Origin of the sequence: Kosakonia sp. SMBL-WEM22 (assembly GCF_014490785.1) — a bacterium.
GTDB lineage: Bacteria > Pseudomonadota > Gammaproteobacteria > Enterobacterales > Enterobacteriaceae > Kosakonia.
Genome location: NZ_CP051488.1, coordinates 3,299,370 through 3,318,668, shown reverse-complemented (window position 1 = coordinate 3,318,668; position 19,299 = coordinate 3,299,370). Strand labels below are relative to the sequence as shown.

Annotated in this window: 16 protein-coding genes and 1 tRNA gene; 6 read left to right on the top strand and 11 right to left on the bottom strand. The window is 56.6% G+C overall.

Annotated elements, in window-relative coordinates:
- Positions 1-15: 15 nt before the first annotated feature.
- Entirely contained in the window at positions 16-1,452 is a 1,437-nt protein-coding gene (gene mgtE / locus HF650_RS15940) for a magnesium transporter (protein ID WP_187799463.1), read from the top strand.
- Here the strand turns inward: mgtE and HF650_RS15935 are convergent.
- The gene (locus tag HF650_RS15935; RefSeq protein ID WP_187799462.1) at positions 1,415-2,650 is read right to left on the bottom strand and encodes a SulP family inorganic anion transporter; all 1,236 of its coding nucleotides are present in this window, start codon (positions 2,648-2,650) and stop codon (positions 1,415-1,417) included. The genes mgtE and HF650_RS15935 overlap by 38 nt on opposite strands.
- Before the next feature lie 275 nt (positions 2,651-2,925).
- Here HF650_RS15935 and mqo point away from each other — a divergent pair, with 275 nt between their 5' ends.
- Complete coding sequence (gene mqo, locus HF650_RS15930) at positions 2,926-4,581, top strand: malate dehydrogenase (quinone) (RefSeq protein ID WP_187799461.1); 1,656 nt, start codon at positions 2,926-2,928, stop codon at positions 4,579-4,581.
- Positions 4,582-4,620: 39 nt separating this feature from the next.
- Here the strand turns inward: mqo and HF650_RS15925 are convergent, their stop codons facing one another.
- From HF650_RS15925 to HF650_RS15910, 4 genes are all read right to left on the bottom strand, one after another.
- Positions 4,621-5,277 (bottom strand): epoxyqueuosine reductase QueH, encoded by a 657-nt coding sequence (locus HF650_RS15925; RefSeq protein ID WP_187799460.1) that lies wholly within the window; start codon positions 5,275-5,277, stop codon positions 4,621-4,623.
- 178 nt (positions 5,278-5,455) lie between these two features.
- Positions 5,456-5,532, bottom strand: a tRNA-Pro gene (locus HF650_RS15920).
- A 76-nt stretch (positions 5,533-5,608) separates the two neighbouring features.
- Positions 5,609-7,369, bottom strand: coding sequence for an LPS biosynthesis-modulating metalloenzyme YejM (yejM, locus tag HF650_RS15915; protein WP_187799459.1), 1,761 nt, complete (start codon positions 7,367-7,369; stop codon positions 5,609-5,611).
- An 18-nt stretch (positions 7,370-7,387) separates the two neighbouring features.
- The gene (locus HF650_RS15910) at positions 7,388-7,615 is read right to left on the bottom strand and encodes a YejL family protein (RefSeq protein WP_023479697.1); all 228 of its coding nucleotides are present in this window, start codon (positions 7,613-7,615) and stop codon (positions 7,388-7,390) included.
- 133 nt (positions 7,616-7,748) lie between these two features.
- Here HF650_RS15910 and yejK point away from each other — a divergent pair, with 133 nt between their 5' ends.
- Positions 7,749-8,756, top strand: a complete 1,008-nt coding sequence (gene yejK, locus HF650_RS15905) for a nucleoid-associated protein YejK (RefSeq protein WP_187799458.1) — start codon at positions 7,749-7,751, stop codon at positions 8,754-8,756.
- Positions 8,757-8,807: 51 nt separating this feature from the next.
- On the opposite strand, the gene rplY is transcribed toward yejK, so the two are convergent.
- The gene (gene rplY, locus HF650_RS15900; RefSeq protein ID WP_187799457.1) at positions 8,808-9,092 is read right to left on the bottom strand and encodes a 50S ribosomal protein L25; all 285 of its coding nucleotides are present in this window, start codon (positions 9,090-9,092) and stop codon (positions 8,808-8,810) included.
- Between the two features lie 124 nt (positions 9,093-9,216).
- Complete coding sequence (locus HF650_RS15895; RefSeq protein WP_187802715.1) at positions 9,217-10,977, bottom strand: DEAD/DEAH box helicase; 1,761 nt, start codon at positions 10,975-10,977, stop codon at positions 9,217-9,219.
- Between the two features lie 147 nt (positions 10,978-11,124).
- Between HF650_RS15895 and rsuA the strand changes: the two genes are divergently transcribed.
- The 3 genes from rsuA to HF650_RS15880 all read left to right on the top strand — a co-directional run bounded on the left by rsuA (position 11,125) and on the right by HF650_RS15880 (position 13,726).
- Positions 11,125-11,832: a 16S rRNA pseudouridine(516) synthase RsuA gene (gene rsuA, locus HF650_RS15890; protein ID WP_187799456.1), complete on the top strand. Its 708-nt coding sequence runs from the start codon at positions 11,125-11,127 to the stop codon at positions 11,830-11,832.
- An 18-nt stretch (positions 11,833-11,850) separates the two neighbouring features.
- Positions 11,851-13,044 carry a Bcr/CflA family multidrug efflux MFS transporter gene (locus tag HF650_RS15885; protein WP_187799455.1) on the top strand — a complete coding sequence of 398 codons (1,194 nt, stop codon included), beginning with the start codon at positions 11,851-11,853 and terminating at the stop codon, positions 13,042-13,044.
- A gap of 337 nt (positions 13,045-13,381) precedes the next feature.
- On the top strand, positions 13,382-13,726 hold the full coding sequence (locus tag HF650_RS15880) for a YejG family protein (RefSeq protein ID WP_023479706.1): 345 nt from the start codon (positions 13,382-13,384) through the stop codon (positions 13,724-13,726).
- A gap of 3 nt (positions 13,727-13,729) precedes the next feature.
- Here HF650_RS15880 and yejF read toward each other — a convergent pair whose 3' ends face one another.
- From yejF to HF650_RS15860, 4 genes are read right to left on the bottom strand one after another with little or no spacing between them, the layout of a single operon-like run.
- Entirely contained in the window at positions 13,730-15,319 is a 1,590-nt protein-coding gene (gene yejF, locus HF650_RS15875; RefSeq protein ID WP_187799454.1) for a microcin C ABC transporter ATP-binding protein YejF, read from the bottom strand.
- 1 nt (position 15,320) lies between these two features.
- Complete coding sequence (locus tag HF650_RS15870; RefSeq protein ID WP_187799453.1) at positions 15,321-16,346, bottom strand: microcin C ABC transporter permease; 1,026 nt, start codon at positions 16,344-16,346, stop codon at positions 15,321-15,323.
- Complete coding sequence (gene yejB / locus HF650_RS15865) at positions 16,346-17,446, bottom strand: microcin C ABC transporter permease YejB (protein WP_187799452.1); 1,101 nt, start codon at positions 17,444-17,446, stop codon at positions 16,346-16,348. The genes HF650_RS15870 and yejB overlap by 1 nt, the downstream gene beginning before the upstream one ends.
- Before the next feature lie 9 nt (positions 17,447-17,455).
- The gene (locus tag HF650_RS15860; RefSeq protein WP_187799451.1) at positions 17,456-19,264 is read right to left on the bottom strand and encodes an extracellular solute-binding protein; all 1,809 of its coding nucleotides are present in this window, start codon (positions 19,262-19,264) and stop codon (positions 17,456-17,458) included.
- Positions 19,265-19,299: the final 35 nt, after the last annotated feature.

Sequence of the window (19,299 nt, the reverse complement as noted above, 5' to 3'; positions counted from 1 at the left end):
CGATTCAGGATTGTCATGCCGGTTATCAAAAAGAACAGTGTCAAACTGCGCGAAGAAGAGCGCGCCCGTCTTATCTGGTTGCTCACCACCCATAAAGCCCTGACCGCCACGCTATTGGGCGAGATCACGCTGGTGGAGCAGGTGAACAGTGAAGTGCTCGATCAGCACCTGCTTGAAGTTCGCGCCCTCGCCGCACACCTGCCGCCGCCGGATCTGGCCGATACCCTCGAAGCGTTGCCGGTGGATGAACGCCACGCGTTGTGGCGGGTGATTGAAGATGAGAAACGCGGCAAAGTGCTACTCGAAGCCTCGGAAAATGTCTGGGACGATCTGATTGATGAGATGAGTGACCGCGCGCTGCTGGATGCGCTGGAAACCCTCAATATTGATGAGCAGATCTACCTGGTGCAGCATCTTCCGCGCAACCTGACCGGACGCATGATGGCAACGCTGCCGCCGAAAGAGCGTGCGCGGGTGCGCCAGGTGATGCGCTATGGCAAAAACTGCGTCGGCGCGATCATGGAGTTTGAGGTGATCACCATTCGCGCCGAGGTGACGCTGGCCGCCGTTCAGCGCTACCTGCGCCGCCTGGGAAAGATGCCGGAGAACACCGACAAGCTGTTTGTGGTCGAGCGCGACAACCGGCTTGTTGGCGAGCTGACGCTGCAAACCCTTTTGTTGAACGCCACCGATCGTGAAGTGGGCGAGGTGATGGAGAGCGATCCCGTCACCTTCCTGCCGGAAGAGGAGGCGGAGCGGGTTGCGCGCACCTTTGAGCGTGACAACCTGCTTAGCGCAGCGGTAATTGATGAAAATGGCGTACTGATGGGACGTCTGACCATTGATGAGATCCTCGATGTGGTCTACGAAGAGACCGATAACGATATGCGTCAAATGGGCGGCCTGAGTACCGAAGAGGATGTGTTTGCGCCAGTGACCAAAGCGGTCAAGTCGCGCTGGGCGTGGCTGGCGCTTAACCTCTGCACCGCCTTTATCGCCTCGCGGGTGATTGATGGTTTTGAACACACCATTTCCCAGTTGGTGGCGCTGGCCTCGTTGATGCCGATTGTCGCCGGTATTGGCGGTAACACCGGTAATCAGACCATCACCATGATTGTGCGCGCGCTGGCACTGCAAAATATTCAGCCGGGCAACTTCTCGTTTCTTATTCTGCGCGAAATGGGCGTGGCGTTAATTAACGGCGTGGTGTGGGGTGGCCTGATGGGCTGCATCACCTGGTGGCTGTATGGCGACCCGGCGCTGGGCGGCGTGATGATGCTGGCAATGGTGCTCAACCTGCTGATGGCGGCCTTAATGGGCGTGCTGATCCCGATGCTGATGATCCGGCTGGGGCGCGACCCGGCGGTCGGCTCCAGCGTGATGATTACCGCCATTACCGACACCGGGGGCTTCTTTATTTTTCTCGGGCTGGCGACGCTGTTTTTGCTGTAAACAACGACTTTTCCCGCCACTTCGCCGGTGTAATCGCCAGCGTTATCACCCCGGCAACCACGCCAATCGCCAGGTTGCCGGTGCTGACGGTAGCAATCACCGTTATCACCATCACCACGCTCTCGACGAAAGGCGCCTGTTTCAGGGTGTCCGGCTTGAGACTTCCCCAGTTAAAGGTCTTGAAGGCGACAATTGCCATAATCCCGGCCAGCACCACCATCGGAATTTTCGCCATCACTTCGCTTAACGCCGTTACCAGCAGCAGCAACACCAGCGCGGCGGCAATGGTTGAGAGGCGCGTGCGGCCTTTGCCCATCTCAACGTTAACGATGGTTTGCCCAATCATTGCGCAACCGGCGATGCCGCCATAGAGCCCGGCGAGGATATTGGCGATGCCAAGCCCGGCGCTTTCACGCCCTTTATTCGACGACGTATGGGTTAAATCATCGACCAGTTTGGCGGTCAGCAGCGACTCCATTAGCCCGACAAAGGCAATGCTCAACGCGCAGGGCCAGATGATGCCGAGGGTGTGGAGATTAAACGGCACCAGCCACTCGGTCAGACCCGGCAGGCCGCCTTGCATCGGGCCTTCATCGCCGACGGTCGGTAACAGCTGGCCGCTAAAAATGGTATAGGCGGTGAGTACGACAATGGCGACCAGCGGGGCAGGCACGCTTTTCAGCCAGCGCGGCAGCCACAGCACAATCAGCAGCGTCAGGGCGAAGAGCGCCAGAATCAGCGGATTTTTGCTCCAGAAGTGGGGCACCTGGGCAAAGAAGATCAGAATGCCGAGGGCGTTAACAAACCCGGTCATCACCGCATGGGGGATAAAGCGCATCAGCCGCGCCATGCCGGTGAGGCCGAAGATAATCTGGATCACGCCCGCCAGTATTACCGCTGGCAAAATGTATTCCACACCGTTCTGGTTGACCATCGGACCGATAACCAGTGCGACTGACCCGGCAGCGGCCGTTACCATCGCCGGACGACCGCCGAGAATGGACATGCCAAAGCAGAGCACAACCGAGGCGATGAGGCTCACCTTTGGGTCAACGCCGGCAATTACCGAGAAGGAGATCACTTCCGGAATTAATGCCAGTGCAGTAATGACGCCAGCTAAAATTTCGCGTGTAAATAGCTTCGGCGAACGCAGCACGGCGCTTACCGGGGCAGGGGAGGAGAGAGTTTTATCTGTCATAACGTTCCGCAAGTGGAGAGTGCCATAAAGCAGAGGCAAACGGCATCCATGCGTTTGGCAAAGCGCAGGATAATAACAGATTCAGCTGTTGAACGGGCAACAATTAGTGTTAAAACTAATGCATAAAAGCAACTTATTAGTAACATTTATATAATTATTATTTAATGTTTAAACATTATTTAAATCTCGACTTTTAAGTGCTACGTTAGACGAGCTAACGATTTAACCCTCTATAAATGCGAATAAAGCAGCACTAAAAGTAAGGCAATATCATCATGAAAAGAATGACTGCCAGGCTGTTTTCGATGGCTGTCGGGCTTAATGCTGTCTCAAAAGCAGCAGACGCGTCCGTATCGAAAGAGCAGGAAACAGATGTGCTTTTAATCGGTGGTGGGATCATGAGTGCCACGTTGGGAACCTGGCTTTCGGATCTTGAACCGGACTGGTCAATTACGATGGTGGAGCGTCTCGACGCCCTGGCGCAAGAGAGTTCAAACGGCTGGAACAATGCCGGTACCGGGCATGCTGCCCTGATGGAACTCAACTACACCCCCCGCAGCGCGGACGGCTCTGTCAGCATCAAAAAAGCGATTGAGATCAACGAAGCGTTTCGCATCTCTCGCCAGTTCTGGGCACACCAGGTGAAAAGTGGTGTGCTGCGCGATCCACGCTCCTTTATCAATACCGTGCCGCATATGAGCCTCGTCTGGGGCGACGATAACGTCAACTTCCTGCGCGCGCGCTATAAAGCATTGCAGCAGTGCTCTCTATTTCGCGGCATGCGCTACTCCGAAGATCCTGAGCAGATCAAACAGTGGGCACCGCTGGTGATGGAAGGGCGCGATGCCACGCAAAAAATTGCCGCCACCCGCACGGAGATCGGCACCGATGTAAACTTTGGCGAGCTGACCCGCCAGATGATCGGCTCGCTGCAGAAGAAGGCGAACTTCGACCTGCAACTCGCCACCGAAGTGCGCGGCTTAAAGCGCAATGCCGACCAGAGCTGGAGCGTGACGCTGCATAACCTGAATAGCGGCGCTGAGCAGGTGATCAAGGCGAAATTTATCTTTATTGGTGCCGGCGGTGCGGCGCTGAAGCTGTTACAGCAATCGGGCATTCCAGAAGCGGCCGATTACGCCGGTTTCCCGGTGGGTGGCCAGTTCCTGGTGGCGGAAGATCCGGCGGTGGTGAATCACCATCTGGCGAAAGTCTACGGTCAGGCGACCGTTGGCGCGCCGCCGATGTCGGTGCCACATATCGATACGCGCATTATTGATGGCAAGCGCGTGCTGCTCTTCGGGCCTTTCGCCACCTTCTCCACGCGTTTTTTGAAAAATGGATCGCTGTGGGATCTGCTGCGCTCAACCAACTCATCCAATATTTTACCGATGCTGACGGTCGGGATGACCAACTTCAGCCTGGTAAAATACCTGGTAAACCAGGTGCTGCAAAACGAGGATGACCGCTTTGATGCGCTGCGTGAATACTATCCGCTGGCGCAAAAAGAGGACTGGCGTCTGTGGCAGGCAGGGCAGCGGGTGCAGATTATCAAGCGTGAGGCTGGTAAAGGCGGCGTGCTGCGTCTGGGCACTGAAGTTGTCAGCGACAAAGAGGGCACCATCGCGGCGCTACTCGGCGCGTCGCCGGGTGCCTCAACCGCGGCACCGATTATGCTGGAGTTAATGGAGAAGGTCTTTACCGAGCGCTTCGCTTCCGAGGCCTGGCAAACTAAGCTCCGGGAGATTATCCCCTCGTTCGGTACCGAGCTGAATGGCAATATCGAGGCCGCCGACGCCGAACTGCGCTACACCAGTGAAATTTTGGGTCTGAAGTGCGACGAATCGATGGTGGCGGACATTACTCCGCCGGTACAGAAGCCAGCGGTGCAGCCACATCATGACGATGAGCAGGTTGCGGATATCGCGCTCTAATGCAGACAATCCCGGCTATATAGCCGGGATTTTTCATCTCTACTCCTGATCGTCGCCGTAGTAGAGCTTACCGATCTTAATCAGCGGTCGGCCCTGAGATTTACGGTGCAGGTTGCTGTCGCGCAGGGAGTAGACGCAGCCGCAATACTCCTGCTGGTAGAAGCGCTCCCGTTTGCTGATCTCAATCATTCTTGCCGAGCCGCCCTGCTTACGCCAGTTGTAATCCCAGTAGACCATTTCCGGGTAGTGGGCCGCCGCGCGCTGGCCGCAGTCATTGATTTGCTGCATATTCTTCCAGCGAGAGATGCCCAGCGAACTGCTAATGGCTTTGAAGCCGTGCTCATGAGCATAGAGCGCCGTGCGCTCAAAGCGCATATCGAAACACATCGTGCAGCGCACACCGCGCTCAGGCTCCCACTCCATCCCTTTCGCCCGCTCGAACCAGTTGTCGGTATCGTAATCCGCGTCGACAAAGGGCACACCGTGCTTCTCAGCAAAGCGGATATTCTCCTCTTTGCGCAGCTCATACTCTTTTTGCGGATGGATATTCGGGTTATAGAAGAAGATGGTGTAGTCGATACCGGAAGCCTGGATCGCTTCCATCACTTCACCCGAGCAGGGCGCGCAGCAGGAGTGGAGCAGGAGTTTATCGGCGCCGTTGGGCAGCTGGAGTTGTGGACGGTTTAAGTCGGACATAGGTTCACTCATCATAACAGGCATGAATTTGTCTCTATGTTAACATCCTGATTACGAATTGCTTACCCGTTTGCCGGACTAAAAGGCTTTTCGCGGGCAAAAAAAAACAGCAAGTTAAAGCAACTTGCTGTTTTTCTTCGTCTTGCCGAAAAGAATCAGGCAACACGGCGGGGAATTTTGGTCGGCACGAGAGGATTTGAACCTCCGACCCCTGACACCCCATGACAGTGCGCTACCAGGCTGCGCTACGTGCCGACATGTGGCGCTAATACTACCCGTTTCTTGCCCGATTGCAAGAGCAGGGCAGGCTGAGTGATTCATAAATAATCAATCAGTTAGCGATAAACCGTTTTTCATCGGTCAGCACCTGCAGCAGTAAACTGAGCTGTGGTTTCTGATCGTGGATCCTCTCACCCTGCGCATCCCATGATTTGTAATTACCGTTCTGATCGAGCACCAGCGTCATCTGCGGGGTGGTTATTGCCAGCGTATTGCTGTTAGCGGCGGTCACCCAGTTGTGGCGGCGCGCGGCGGTAAAGAGATCCTGCCCCTGAGAATACTCATTGGCCGGCGTGCTGACGTGCAGCAGGCGCTGCATCAGTGTGGTCATCACATCCTGATGCTCCGTCAGTTTTGTAATACGCTGTGCAGGCGTACCCGGCCAGTGCACCACAAGCGGAACATGCAGGCGGCTGCGCGACCAGTCGAATGTCGCATCCTCTTTGTTCGCCGGGATACCGCGACCGGCAGTAATCACCACCACCGTGTTCTCCATTTTTCCGGAGTCGCGCAGCACATCAAGTATGCGGGCAATCTGTGCATCGACATCGGCGGCAGCGCGGGTGTACTTACGTGCAAAGCCCGGAGTATCGATGTCAAACGTCGCAGTACCGTTAAAGGAGACCCATGAGAACCAGCGGGTATCGTCCTGCGCATCATGGGACAGCCATTTGATCCACTGAGCAGCTGTCTGCTCATCACTCTGGCTTTTCACCGGCGGCAGCGAGAAATCTGAAAGCAGAGCCTGGCGATTGAGCGGGCTGCTGAAGCCATCTGACGAGAAGAGGCCCAGCTGATAGCCCTGATGATTCAGGGCGGTGATCAGCGCAGGTGGGATGCGCGCCGACATTACGCCATCCATATAGCTCGGCGAAATGCCGTAAAAGAGGCCGAAATAGCCGTTATCGGCGCTATTTCCGGCGCTCATATGCTGAGCGAAATTGATATTTTGCCCCGCAAAGCTCGCCAGCTGCGGCATCTGTTTTTCGTAACGTGCGTAGTTAAGACCGTCGACGGTAATCAGCAGCACATTCTGCCCGGATCCCATATCGAGATAACGCAGATCGCTTAACGGATACTGCACCGATACCGCCTCAGGATTGCCTTGCTCCACCAGACGACGCTGGTAATCCTGCGCATCCAGCAGGCCGTGTTTTTCAAGGAAGCGGCGTGCGGTCATCGGGTAAGAGAGCGGCAGGTTGGCACGCTGCATAGTGATCGGCCGATAGAAATTGGCGTCTGCCCAGATATACATCACATGGGTGGCAATAAAGGAGACGAAAAAGAGGGCGGCCACCGGTTTGGCGAAGTGGCGGCGGCGCGTGAGGCTGCGCAGCTTCTGCCAGCTCCAGGTCGCAAACAGCATCTCAATCAGCAAAATTATTGGCACGCTGATAAACATCAGCTGCCAGTCGCGGGCCATCTCGTTCTGATCGGGGTTTATGACCAGTTCCCAGACCACCGGATTGAGGTGCAGGTGAAAACGGGTAAAGACTTCGCTATCGATAAGCAGCAGCGTCATGCCTGCGGTGGCGAGGATGGCAGAGAGCACGCGCATCAGCCGCTGCGACATCACAATAAAGGTCAGTGGGAAGAGGATCAGCAGATAGGTGGCGAAGACCACAAAGCTGAAGTGGCCCACCAGGCTCAGCCAGGAGTAGATACGCCCGGAGAGCGTGGTGGGCCAGTCGGCAACAAACAGATAACGGCTACCGAGCACGATGGACAACAAAATGTTGAACAGCGCGAACCAGTGCCCCCAGCTCACCATCTGGGAGACTTTTTCACGGTAGCGTTGACGATTAGTCACCATAAACTGTTGTGATTTCCCTTAGTGCGCTTTGTCGTCGCCAATGGACGATTGCAAGGCTTTTGCAAACGATGTCGCGATGGCCTGACGCTGCGCGGGGGCGACGCTGCTGTTAATCAGATTGGTCACCATATTGCCCAGCACCATCAAAGAGAGGTCGGCCGGTGCTTTGTGTTTTTCCAGTACGTTGGCCAGCTCACTGAGCAGTTGTTCAACGTGTTCATCACTGTAGCGGGAGATTTGTGGCATAAATCGAAATCAGTCTGTTCATGAAAGGGCAACATCTTACCGTAGCAAGAGCTTTTTTTCTGCTTTTTTATCAGCAGTTGCGCCGCGGCGTTGGTGGTGGTTGAATACCGCCGGTCAAAAAGGAGAGTTTATCATGAGTCTGGACATCAACCAGATTGCCCTGCACCAGCTTATCAAGCGCGATGAGCAAACCCTAGAGCTGGTGCTGCGCGATTCTTTGCTCGAACCCACCCCGCCCGTCGAAGAGATGGTGGCGGAACTGCACCGGGTCTATAGCGCAAAAAGTAAAGCCTATGGCCTGTTTAATGAAGAGAGCGAGCTGGCACAGGCGCTGCGTCTGCAACGTCAGGGCGAAGAGGAGTTTCTCGCTTTCAGCCGCGCGGCGACCGGACGCTTACGTGATGAACTGGCGAAATACCCCTTTGCCGACGGCGGTATTGTGCTGTTTTGCCACTACCGTTATCTGGCGGTGGAGTATCTGCTGGTGGCGGTGCTGAATAACTTAAGCAGCATGCGCGTCAATGAACACCTCGACATAAGCTCGACCCACTATCTTGATATCAATCACGCCGATATTGTTGCGCGCATCGACTTAACCGAGTGGGAGACCAACCCGGAGTCAACGCGTTACCTTACCTTCCTGAAAGGGCGGGTAGGGCGCAAAGTCGCAGATTTCTTTATGGATTTCCTCGGTGCCAGCGAAGGGCTGAATGCCAAAGCGCAGAACCGTGGGCTGCTGCAGGCGGTCGATGATTTTACCGCTCAGGCCGAGCTGGATAAATCTGAGCGCCAGACTGTACGTCAGCAGGTCTACACCTACTGTAACGAGCAGCTGCAGGCAGGTGAGGAGATTGAGCTGGCATCGCTCTCAAAAGAGCTGGCGGGCGTAAGCGAAGTGAGCTTTGAAGAGTTTACGGCGGGGCAGGGCTACGAGCTGGAAGAGAGCTTCCCGGCAGACCGCAGCACCTTGCGCCAGTTAACCAAATATGCTGGCAGCGGCGGCGGGCTGACCATCAATTTTGATGCGCTGCTGCTTGGCGAGCGGATCTTCTGGGATCCGGCTACCGATACGCTGACTATTAAAGGCACGCCGCCGAACCTGCGCGATCAGTTGCAGCGTCGGCTGAGCGGCGGAAAATAGGCCATAAAAAAACCCCGCCGGAGCGGGGTTTTTTCTTCAACTTGTCAGCGATTACGCGCGAACGAAGTCGATGTGAGTCAGTTTCGGCTTGAACGGGTGACGCTGAACAGCCTGAATTTTGACTTTAACTTCTTTGCCATCGACAGCCAGGGTCAGAACTTCGCTGTAGAAACCAGGCTTAGTCTGCATGTTCCACACTTTGTCGTGATCCAGTTCGATAGCAACCGGCGCTTCAGTTCCACCGTAGACGATAGCCGGGAACTTGTTCGCGGTGCGCAGGCGGCGGCTCGCACCCTTACCCTGCTCTTTACGTACTTCTGCGTTAATAGTAAACATTTGAATCTCTCTTAAATAGATCCTGTTACAGGCGACCCAGCAACAGGCAGATGATCGGCTTTGCGGATGCAAAAGCGGGCGGTATTCTATCCCCTAATGATTGATACATCAATAAAAAGTGCGCTTAACCGCGCAATTCATGCGCCCGGCGAAAACGACCTTCGTAATCAAACACTTTTTCCCGCACCTGCCAGTACTGACCCTTGAGCCGCGCGACGACAAAATCGGGGTGACGCAACAGTGCCTGCTGGGCGACGATATCCGCCGCCACAATCCAGCGTAATGGCACGCCGGGCGTACGCGTATGCGGGCGCATAAAGAGCTGCTCAAAGGCGGTGCGCTGCGCCGGAGTCTGTAGACGAAAGCGCTCGCTGACATCCGCGCCATCTTCATCGTAGTAGGTGATTTTCAGCCATTCGCCTTTCTCATCCGCGCCGTGCTGGAGCGTCATGCCGCTGCAGCGCAGCACCAGCGCATCTTTCAGCTTCAGCGCGGCTTTCAGCATATCGTCCGGGTCGACGAGGATGGCATCACAGCTGCGGCAGCGGCGGGCGGCGATATCATTCTCCGCGTTGCAGTGCGGGCAGTTTTTGAAGCGGAAACGGTAATCGCACTGCTCGCGGTGCCCTTCATCATCTTCAAACCAACCCTGGCAGCGGCGGCCAAAGTGCTCAATCAGCGTGCCGTCAGCGGTGGTTTTGCCCCAGAAGGTGTTAGCAAAGCCGCAGCCTGGGCAGAAGACCTGCACCGGCACGTTATCGCTTTTACCTTTTGGCGCGCCAATCTCCGGAGCGTAGAGATCGTGCGGGTTACCGGCGTAATCGAGGATCAGGCAGTCGGTTTTCCCTGGCGCCAGGCGCAGGCCGCGACCCACAATCTGCTGATAGAGGCTGACAGACTCTGTCGGGCGCAAAATGGCAATCAGATCGACATGTGGTGCATCAAAGCCGGTGGTCAGCACCGCAACGTTAACCAGAAAGCGGAACTGCTGCTGTTTAAAGGCTTCAATTAAGGCGTCGCGCTGCGGGCCGGGCGTTTCACCGGTGATCAGTGCGGCGTCGTTAGCGGGCAGCAGTCCGGTGATCTCGCGGGCGTGCTCCACCGTGGCGGCAAAGATCATCGCCCCTTTGCGCGTCTGCGCAAACTCAATAATCTGGCTAACAATGTGTGGCGTAATGCGCTTCTGTTTCTTCAACTCGCGGTTCAGCTCCGCTTCGCTGAACAGTCCGTTGCTCTGCGTCTGTAAGCGGCTGAAATCATACTGCACCACCGGCATATCCAGCCGCTCCGGCGGCGTCAGATAACCGTGTTTGATCATATAGCGCAGCGGCAGTTCATAAATACAGTCGCGAAACAGCGCTTTTTCATCCCCGCGCACCATGCCGTGATAGTGAAAGCGGTAAATCCATCCTTTGCCAAGACGGAAGGGCGTCGCCGTCAGGCCGAGCAGGCGAATGCGCGGATTCACCGCCTTCAGATGGGAAAGAATTTGCTGATACTGGCTGTCGTCATCATCGCTGATGCGATGGCACTCATCCACCACCAGCAGGGAGAACTCACCCTGGAACTGATTCAGGTTGCGCGCTACCGACTGCACGCTGCCGAAGACCACTTTGCCGTGGCTCTGCTTGCGCTTCAGCCCGGCGGCGAAAATATCGGCTTCCAGTCCCAGAGCAATATATTTGGCGTGGTTCTGCGCAACCAGCTCTTTCACATGCGCCAGCACCAGCACGCGACCGCGCGCCAGCCGCGCCAGCTCGGCAATCACCAGGCTTTTGCCGGCACCGGTTGGCAGCACAATTACCGCAGGTTCAGCGTGTTGACGAAAATGGGCGAGGGTGGCATCCACCGCTTCGCGTTGATAGGGGCGTAGCGTAAAAGTCATTGGCTCAACGGCGTTACAGATTGACGGTAGACAGTATGCCACGAAACTTTGCTTTAAGCGGTTTATGATGCTCGTTATACTTCAGGCTGTTCATCTCTTTTGTGGGCGCATTGCCCCCATTCAGCACCATACAGGCTAGAAAATTTCATGCGACTTGATAAGTTTATCGCTCAGCAGCTTGGCGTAAGCCGCGCCATTGCCGGGCGCGAAATCCGCGGCAGCCGTGTTACGGTCAATGGCGAGATCGTTCGCGATGCCGCCTTTAAACTGCAACCGGAACACGAGGTTGAGTACAACGGCAATACCCTCGTTCAGCAGAACGGCCCGCGCTACTTTATGCTGCATAAACCGGAAGGGTATGTCTGTTCCACGGAAGATCCTGACCACCCGACGGTGCTCTACTTCCTCGACGAGCCGGTTGCGCACAAACTTCACGCCGCAGGGCGTCTCGATATCGATACCACCGGTCTGGTGCTAATGACCGATGATGGTCAGTGGTCGCACCGCATTACCTCTCCGCGCCATCACTGCGAAAAGACCTACCTGGTGACGCTGGAGTCGCCGGTTGCAGAGGAGACCGCTGAGCAATTTGCCCACGGCGTACAGCTGCATAATGAAAAAGAACTCACCAAACCCGCCGTGCTGGAGGTGATTACGCCGACGCAGGTGCGCCTCACTATTAGCGAAGGGCGCTATCATCAGGTGAAGCGTATGTTTGCCGCCGTGGGTAACCACGTGGTTGGGCTGCATCGCGAACGCATTGGCGGCATCCGTCTGGATGATGACCTGGCGCCGGGGGAGTACCGCGCGCTTACCGAGGATGAAATTGCCAGCGTTGGCATGCCCGTCCGCTAACTTCAGGAGATTGCTGCCGTGACCAGCAGGCCACACTCATCACTGAGTATTGTCTTTATTCTTGGCCTGTTGGCCATGCTTATGCCGCTGTCGATTGATATGTATCTGCCCGCCTTACCGGTGATTGCCGGGCAGTTCGGCGTACCAGCCGGCAGCGCGCAGATGACCCTGAGCAGCTACATTCTCGGCTTTGCCATCGGCCAGCTCTTTTATGGTCCGATGGCAGACAGCATCGGGCGCAAGCCGGTTATCCTCGGCGGCACGCTGGTGTTCGCCGTCGCGGCGGTGGCCTGCGCGCTGGCGCAGAGTATTGAGCAGCTTATCTTCATGCGTTTTCTGCACGGCCTCGCCGCTGCGGCTGCCAGCGTGGTGATCAATGCGCTGATGCGTGATATCTACCCGCGCGAAGAGTTCTCACGCATGATGTCGTTTGTCATGATGGTAACCACTATTGCGCCTCTGCTGGCACCGATGATTGGCGGCGCGGTGCTGGTGTGGTTCAACTGGCACGCCATCTTCTGGATCCTCGCGCTGGCAGCGCTGCTGGCTTCCGGCATGATCGCCTTTTTCATCCGTGAAACCTTACCGGTGGAGAAGCGGCACAAGTTCCATTTCCGCACCACCCTTGGCAACTTTGCCTCGCTGTTTCGTCACAAACGCGTGCTGAGCTACATGCTCGCCAGCGGTTTTAGCTTTGCCGGGATGTTCTCTTTTCTCAGCGCCGGGCCATTTGTCTATATTGAAATTAACCACGTCTCGCCGCAGGATTTCGGCTACTACTTTGCGCTCAATATCGTCTTCCTGTTCATTATGACCATCATCAACGGCCGCTTTGTGCGTCGCGTTGGCGCGCTGAATATGTTCCGCAGCGGGCTGTGGATCCAGTTCGTGATGGCATTATGGATGGTGGTGACCGCGCTGCTCGACGTTGGTTTCTGGACGCTGGTGGTGGGCGTGGCGGCGTTTGTCGGCTGCGTCACGCTGGTGGCGTCGAACGCGATGGCGGTGATCCTTGACGAGTTCCCGCACATGGCTGGCACCGCCTCGTCTCTGGCAGGCACCTTCCGTTTCGGCATCGGGGCGATTGTCGGCGCGATGCTGTCGCTGGCAACCTTCAACACCGCCTGGCCGATGATCTGGTCCATGACCTTCTGCGCCACCTGTTCGGTTCTCTTCTATCTCTATGCCAGCCGGACGAAAAAAGCGGCATAACTCTCTTCAGCAGGGAGCGTAAACCGCTCCCTGCGTTGCTGCATATCAAGCAAAAGCCGCTCTCTTTTTGGGCTTTTTGTTTCTTTTATGTAAAATCCTGTCGTGTAAAAAGTCACATCTTTGTAGTGAAAAAGGTTGAGTTAGATCTCATAAACGGGTACATATAGCCGAAAAGTTGGCTTGCCGACGCGTCCATAACATGCTGATAAAAGCGCGGCAAACCCACACACTACGCGGGGTGCAACCTTTTCTCTGCCGCTGGCAGGATGAAATGTGAATAGTGTGTTAATCTAGATGTGAAATATTTGTGAAGTAAAAGTGCTTCTGGGGAAAGAAAGTGAATACATTACAGCTCTCAATCATCCACCGTTTGCCCCAGTGCTATCGCTGGCGGGAGGGTTTTGCAGGTGCCAAAGTTGAACCGATTCCGCAAAATGGTCATGCGGCGGATGACGCACTGGTGGCGCTAAAACTGCTCAGCCCGGATGGCGATAACGCCTGGCCGGTGATGCATAAACTCAGCCAGGCGCTCAGCGATATCGAAGTCGACTGCTCGGTGGTGGAGTGCGAAGGCGAGCCGTGCCTGTTCGTCCACAGTCAGGATGAGTTTGCCGCGACCTGCCGCCTGAAAAACTTCGGTGTTGCCATCGCGGAACCTTTCTCCAACTATAACCCGTTCTGAACTTCAGCTTAGCGACAGCAGCTGGCGTGTATACGCCTGCTGAGGTTCATCAAACACCCGCCGACACTCGCCCTGTTCCACCACTTCGCCCTGTTTGAGCACTATCACCTGGTGGCAAAGGCTACGTACCAGGTGCAAATCGTGACTGATAAAGAGATAAGCCAGCTGATGTGTCTGCTGAAGTGATTTCAGAAGCGCAAGGATCTGCGCCTGCACGGTGCGGTCCAGCGATGAGGTCGGTTCATCAAGAATAATCAGCTCCGGCTTCATAATCAGCGCGCGGGCAATAGCGATACGCTGGCGCTGGCCGCCGGAAAACTCCGCCGGATAGCGCTGGCGCGTCTGTGCATCCAGCCCCACCTCCTGCATCACCTCAATAACCCGCTGTTCGCGGGCCTCGCGCGACAGCTCTGGCTGATGAACGCGTAGCCCCTCTTCGATAATTTGCTGCACATTGAGGCGCGGATTCAGCGCCGAATTGGGATCCTGAAACACCACCTGGATGCGGTGGCGCAGCGGCAGCATCTGCTTGCGGCTCCACAAATGCAGCGGTTTGCCGTCGAAAAGAATCGTCCCCTCGGCATTGACCAGCCGTAGCAACGCAAGGCCTGTGGTACTTTTCCCCGAGCCGGATTCGCCCACCAGCCCCAGTGTTTCGCCTGCGCGCAGAGTAAAGGAGATGCCTTTCACCACAGCATTTTGTGCGACAACGCGGCGGAAAATACCTTTACGCACCGGGAAGCAGACGCCGAGTTTCTCCACCTGCAATAGCGGCCGATCGGTGGGCGGGAGCGGCACCGGTTCGCCGTGTGGCTCGCTGTTTATCAGCTTTTGCGTATAGGGATGAGTGGGCGCGCTGAACAGAGCTTCTGCGCGGTTCTGCTCCACACAACGACCGTTTTGCATCACCGCCACGTTATCCGCCAGCTTGCGCACAATATTCAGGTTATGGGTGATAAAGAGCAGCCCCATATTGAGCTCGTCGCGCAGCTCCCGCAGCAGGGTGAGGATCTGCGCCTGCACGGAGACGTCCAGCGCGGTGGTCGGTTCATCGGCAATCAGCAGCTCGGGGCGCGTTAACAGCGCCATGGCGATCATTACGCGCTGGCGCTCGCCGCCGGAGAGCTGGTGGGGGAAATCGCCGAGGCGGCTGCGCGCATTACGAATGCCGACGCGATCGAGGCAGTCAAGCATCTCGGCCCGCGCCGCTTCCCGACGCATTCCCCGATGCAGGGAGAGCACTTCATAGAGCTGCTTTTCCAGCGTATGCAGCGGGTTGAGCGAGACCATCGGCTCCTGAAAAATCATGGCGATCTTATTGCCTCGTACACCGCGCAGGGTGCGCTCGCTGGCATGCAGCAGGGATTCGCCATGAAACAGAATATCGCCCGCGGGGTAGATCACCGGCGGCGAGGGGAGCAGGCGCAGGATCGACAATGCGCTGACGCTCTTGCCGGAGCCGGACTCGCCCACCAGCGCCAGCGTTTCGCCCGCTTCAATGCGCAAGGAGAGATCCTCCACCACCGTGCGGGTAGTCGCCTGCTGGTGAAAGGCGATGGTTAACGCGTCAATAGTCAATAAAGGGGAAGCCATCTCACACCGCCTTATGGGGATCAAACGCGTCGCGCACCGCTTCGCCGATAAAGATCAGCACTGACAGCAGCAGCGCCGTAGAGAAAAACGCCGCGATACCGAGCCACGGAGCCTGCAAATTATTTTTGCCCTGCAGCAGCAGTTCGCCAAGCGAAGGGGAGCCGAGCGGCAGCCCGAAACCGAGAAAATCGAGGGAGGTGAGGGTGCTGACTGAGCCGCTAAGAATAAAGGGGAAGAAGGTGAGCGTTGCCACCATCGCATTCGGCAACATATGGCGCAGCATAATCGCGCCATCGCTGACGCCCATCGCCTGCGCAGCGCGGATATAGTCAAAATTGCGCGTACGAAGAAATTCGGCGCGTACCACGCTCACCAGCGTCATCCAACCGAACAGCACGGTAATGCCGAGCAGCCACCAGAAACCGGGCTGGATCACGCTTGAGAGTAGAATTATCAGGAACAGCGTCGGCAGCCCGGACCACACCTCGATAAAGCGCTGCCCGAAGAGATCGATCTTGCCGCCGTAATAACCCTGCACCGCACCGACCACAATTCCGATGACGCTGGAGCAGAGCGTCAGCAGCAGGCCAAACAACAACGAGATGCGCGTGCCGTAGAGAATGCGCGCCAGCACATCGCCGCCGTTGGCGTCGGTGCCAAGCCAGTTTTGTGCCGACGGTGGAGAGGGGAAGGGCTGCGTTGTCGCGTAGTTAATGCTGCGCGCGCCGAAACGCACTGGCGCCCACAGCGCCCAGCCGTGCTCGTTAAGTTTTGTTTGCAGCCACGGATCCTGGTAATCGGCTGGCGTTGCCAGCGGGCCACCAAAATCGCTTTCGCTGTAGTTTTTTACCAGCGGCACAAACCACTCGCCCTGATAGCGCACCAGCAGCGGCTTATCATTGGCGATCAGCTCCGAGCAGAGGCTGAGGACAAAAATCACGACAAAGATCCATAACGACCAGTAGCCGCGACGGTTATGGCGAAAACGCGCCCAGCGCGCCTGGTTTACATAACTAAGTCTGAACATCAGCGCCCCTCGAAATCAATACGCGGATCGACCAGCGTATAGGTGATATCGCTGACAATATTCAGCAGCAGGCCGATCAGGGAGAAGATATAGAGCGTGCCGAACATCACCGGGTAGTCCCGGGAGAGGGTTGCTTCATAGCCCAACAGGCCGAGACCGTTGAGGGAGAAGATCACCTCAATCATCAGCGAACCGGTAAAGAACATGCTGACAAAGGTGGCCGGGAAACCGGCAATCACCAGCAGCATGGCGTTGCGAAAGACATGTTTACGCATAATATTGCGCTCGCTCACCCCTTTCGCGCGCGCCGTCACTACATACTGCTTGCGAATCTCATCGAGAAAGGAGTTCTTGGTGAGCATCGTCAGCGCCGCAAAACCGCCAATCACTGTTGCCAGTACCGGCAGGGTGATGTGCCAGAGGTAATCAGCCGCCTGTTTATACCAGGGCAGGGTGGCGAAATCCGTCGACACCAGCCCGCGCAGCGGGAAGAAGTCGTAATAGCTGCCGCCGGCGAAGAAGATGATCAGCAGAATAGCGAATAAAAAGGGTGGAATAGCGTAGCCGACAATAATCAGCGCGCTGCTCCAGATATCAAACCGGCTGCCGTTGTAGACCGCTTTACGGATCCCGAGCGGGATCGACACCAGGTAGATAATCAGCGTGCCCCACAGGCCAAGGGTGATGGAGACCGGCAGGCTCTCTTTGATCAGTTGCAGCACCGAGGCGCTGCGAAACAGGCTGTCGCCGAAATCGAAACGTGCATAATCCCACAGCATCGTGAAGTAGCGCTCGGAGAGCGGTTTATCGAAGCCGTAGCGTTTTTTTATCTCTTCAATCACCTGCGGGTCGAGCCCGCGCCCGCCGCGATAGTGGCTATCGTTGGTCAGCACATCGCCGACGCCGGTACGCGCATGACCAGCGCCCGTTCCGCCACCGCCGGTGCCGGGCAGCCGCCCCTGATCGCCAAACTCAATGGCGGCAATCGCCTGATCGACCGGGCCGCCGGGCGCAATCTGCACAATAAAAAAGTTGATGGTAATAATCGCCCACAGAGTGGGGATCAGCAGCAATAAGCGGCGAATAAGGTAGGCACCCATCCCGTCTCCTTAACGTCTGGCAGCGGGCAGTTTCGCCGCCTTGTTTACGTCATACCACCAGGTATCAAACCCAATTGAGTAGACGGGGCGAATGCCGGGCATGGAGAACTTGTCCCAGTAAGCAAGGCGATCGGCCGCCATATACCACATCGGCAGCATGTAATAGTTCCACGTCAGCACGCGATCCAGCGCGCGCCCGAGCGGCAACAACTTCTCTTTGTTCCCCTGCCAGCGGGCGATCTGTTCGAGCAGGGCGTCGATAGCCGGGTTTTTTACCCCCGGCGCATTGTAGGAGGAGTCGATATAGGCGGAGCCCCAGGAGATTTGCAGGTCGCCGCTCGGCCACGGCTGCGCGCGCCACAGACGCGGCATCATGTCGTAATCACGGCTGCGCATGCGGTTGGTTGCCTGCGAGTTATCAACCTGGCGTAACGCCATGGTGATACCGAGGCGAGCGAGGTTGTGCTGGAAAGGCAGCACCCACTGCACATTCCCGCCGGAGGGGAGCAGCAGTTCAAAAACAAACGGCTTACCGGTTTTGGCATTCACCCGCTGCTGGTTTTTCAGCACCCAGCCGGCATCGTTGAGCAACTTATCGGCTTTAAGCAGGTTCTGGCGATCGTAGCCATCGCCGCTCGAGGTGGGCGGTGAGTAGATCTGCGTAAACACTTCAGGCGGGATCTGATCTTTAAGCGGTGCCAGCAATGTGAGTTCGTCGGCATCCGGGTAGTTGCGCGCGGCATATTCGGTGTTGATAAAGTAGCTATTCGCCCGGCTGTAGGCCCCGTAAAACAGGGCCTTATTCATCCACTCAAAGTCGAAGGCCAGCGACACCGCTTCACGAACTCGTCGATCGGCGAACACCGGGCGCTGGATATTAAACGCCAGCCAGCGCGCATCCTGCGCCGAGTGGTTGGTCTGTTCATCTTTAACGATATAGCCACGCGCAAAGTTAGTGCCGATATAGCGCGTTGCCCAGTTTTTCGGGCTCTCTTCGCTGCGCAGATCGTAGGAGCCGGCTTTAAACGCTTCAAAGGCGACGTTGTCGTCGAGATAGTAGTCATAGCGAATATTGTTGAAGTTCCAGCGGCCGCGGTTGACCGGCAGATCGGCGGCCCAGTAATCGCGCACGCGGGTATAGGCAATATATTGCCCCATGCGCCAGCTGCTGATGCGATAAGGCCCGCTGCTCAATGGCGGGCGGGCAAGCGGCTCGCTGAGGTTATGATCTTTCCAGAACTTCTCCGGCATCACCGGCAGCGTTAGCAGGCTGAGCATATCCTCTTTGCCCGGCTTCGCCAGCTCAATGCGCACGGTCAATGGCGAAATAGCTTTGACCGTTGTGCCTTTGTAGACAATGCGAAACTGCGGCACTCCCTGGGTCATAAACTTCTGGAAGGTGAAGGCGACATCGCTGGCGCGGATCGGTGAGCCGTCATGGAAGCGGGCGCGGGGATTGAGCGAGATCTCCATCCAGGAGAAGTCATCGGCATAGCGGGTGGTTTCGGCAATCAGCGGATAGTAGCTGCCTGGCTCATCATCGGAAGTGGTAAACAGGCCATCATACAGCGTATCGGTGCGCACCGCCGGGTTGCCGCGCAGGGCGAAACGGTTGAAGTTATCAAAGGTACCGATATTGGCGAGCGTCACATTACCGCCTTTCGGCGCGGCGGGGTTCACATAATCAAAATGGGAAAAATTAACGGCGTATTTTGGTTCGCCGATAATCGCAAAGCTGTCACTCTCTTTAATGGTCTGCGCCTGGCAGGCGAGGGCGATAAACGCCAGTAACAGAGCAACAATGCGCGCATACTTCATCTGCTGGATCCCTTTAACCGCAATGCGACGGAGGC

Bases quoted from the DNA above. Each gene is read 5' to 3' on its own strand.
- mgtE (WP_187799463.1), top strand. From the start codon at position 16: ATGCCGGTTATCAAAAAGAACAGTGTCAAACTGCGCGAAGAAGAGCGC.
- HF650_RS15935 (WP_187799462.1), bottom strand. From the start codon at position 2,650: ATGACAGATAAAACTCTCTCCTCCCCTGCCCCGGTAAGCGCCGTGCTG.
- mqo (WP_187799461.1), top strand. From the start codon at position 2,926: ATGAAAAGAATGACTGCCAGGCTGTTTTCGATGGCTGTCGGGCTTAAT.
- HF650_RS15925 (WP_187799460.1), bottom strand. From the start codon at position 5,277: ATGTCCGACTTAAACCGTCCACAACTCCAGCTGCCCAACGGCGCCGAT.
- yejM (WP_187799459.1), bottom strand. From the start codon at position 7,369: ATGGTGACTAATCGTCAACGCTACCGTGAAAAAGTCTCCCAGATGGTG.
- HF650_RS15910 (WP_023479697.1), bottom strand. From the start codon at position 7,615: ATGCCACAAATCTCCCGCTACAGTGATGAACACGTTGAACAACTGCTC.
- yejK (WP_187799458.1), top strand. From the start codon at position 7,749: ATGAGTCTGGACATCAACCAGATTGCCCTGCACCAGCTTATCAAGCGC.
- rplY (WP_187799457.1), bottom strand. From the start codon at position 9,092: ATGTTTACTATTAACGCAGAAGTACGTAAAGAGCAGGGTAAGGGTGCG.
- HF650_RS15895 (WP_187802715.1), bottom strand. From the start codon at position 10,977: ATGACTTTTACGCTACGCCCCTATCAACGCGAAGCGGTGGATGCCACC.
- rsuA (WP_187799456.1), top strand. From the start codon at position 11,125: ATGCGACTTGATAAGTTTATCGCTCAGCAGCTTGGCGTAAGCCGCGCC.
- yejF (WP_187799454.1), bottom strand. From the start codon at position 15,319: ATGGCTTCCCCTTTATTGACTATTGACGCGTTAACCATCGCCTTTCAC.
- HF650_RS15870 (WP_187799453.1), bottom strand. From the start codon at position 16,346: ATGTTCAGACTTAGTTATGTAAACCAGGCGCGCTGGGCGCGTTTTCGC.
- yejB (WP_187799452.1), bottom strand. From the start codon at position 17,446: ATGGGTGCCTACCTTATTCGCCGCTTATTGCTGCTGATCCCCACTCTG.
- HF650_RS15860 (WP_187799451.1), bottom strand. From the start codon at position 19,264: ATGAAGTATGCGCGCATTGTTGCTCTGTTACTGGCGTTTATCGCCCTC.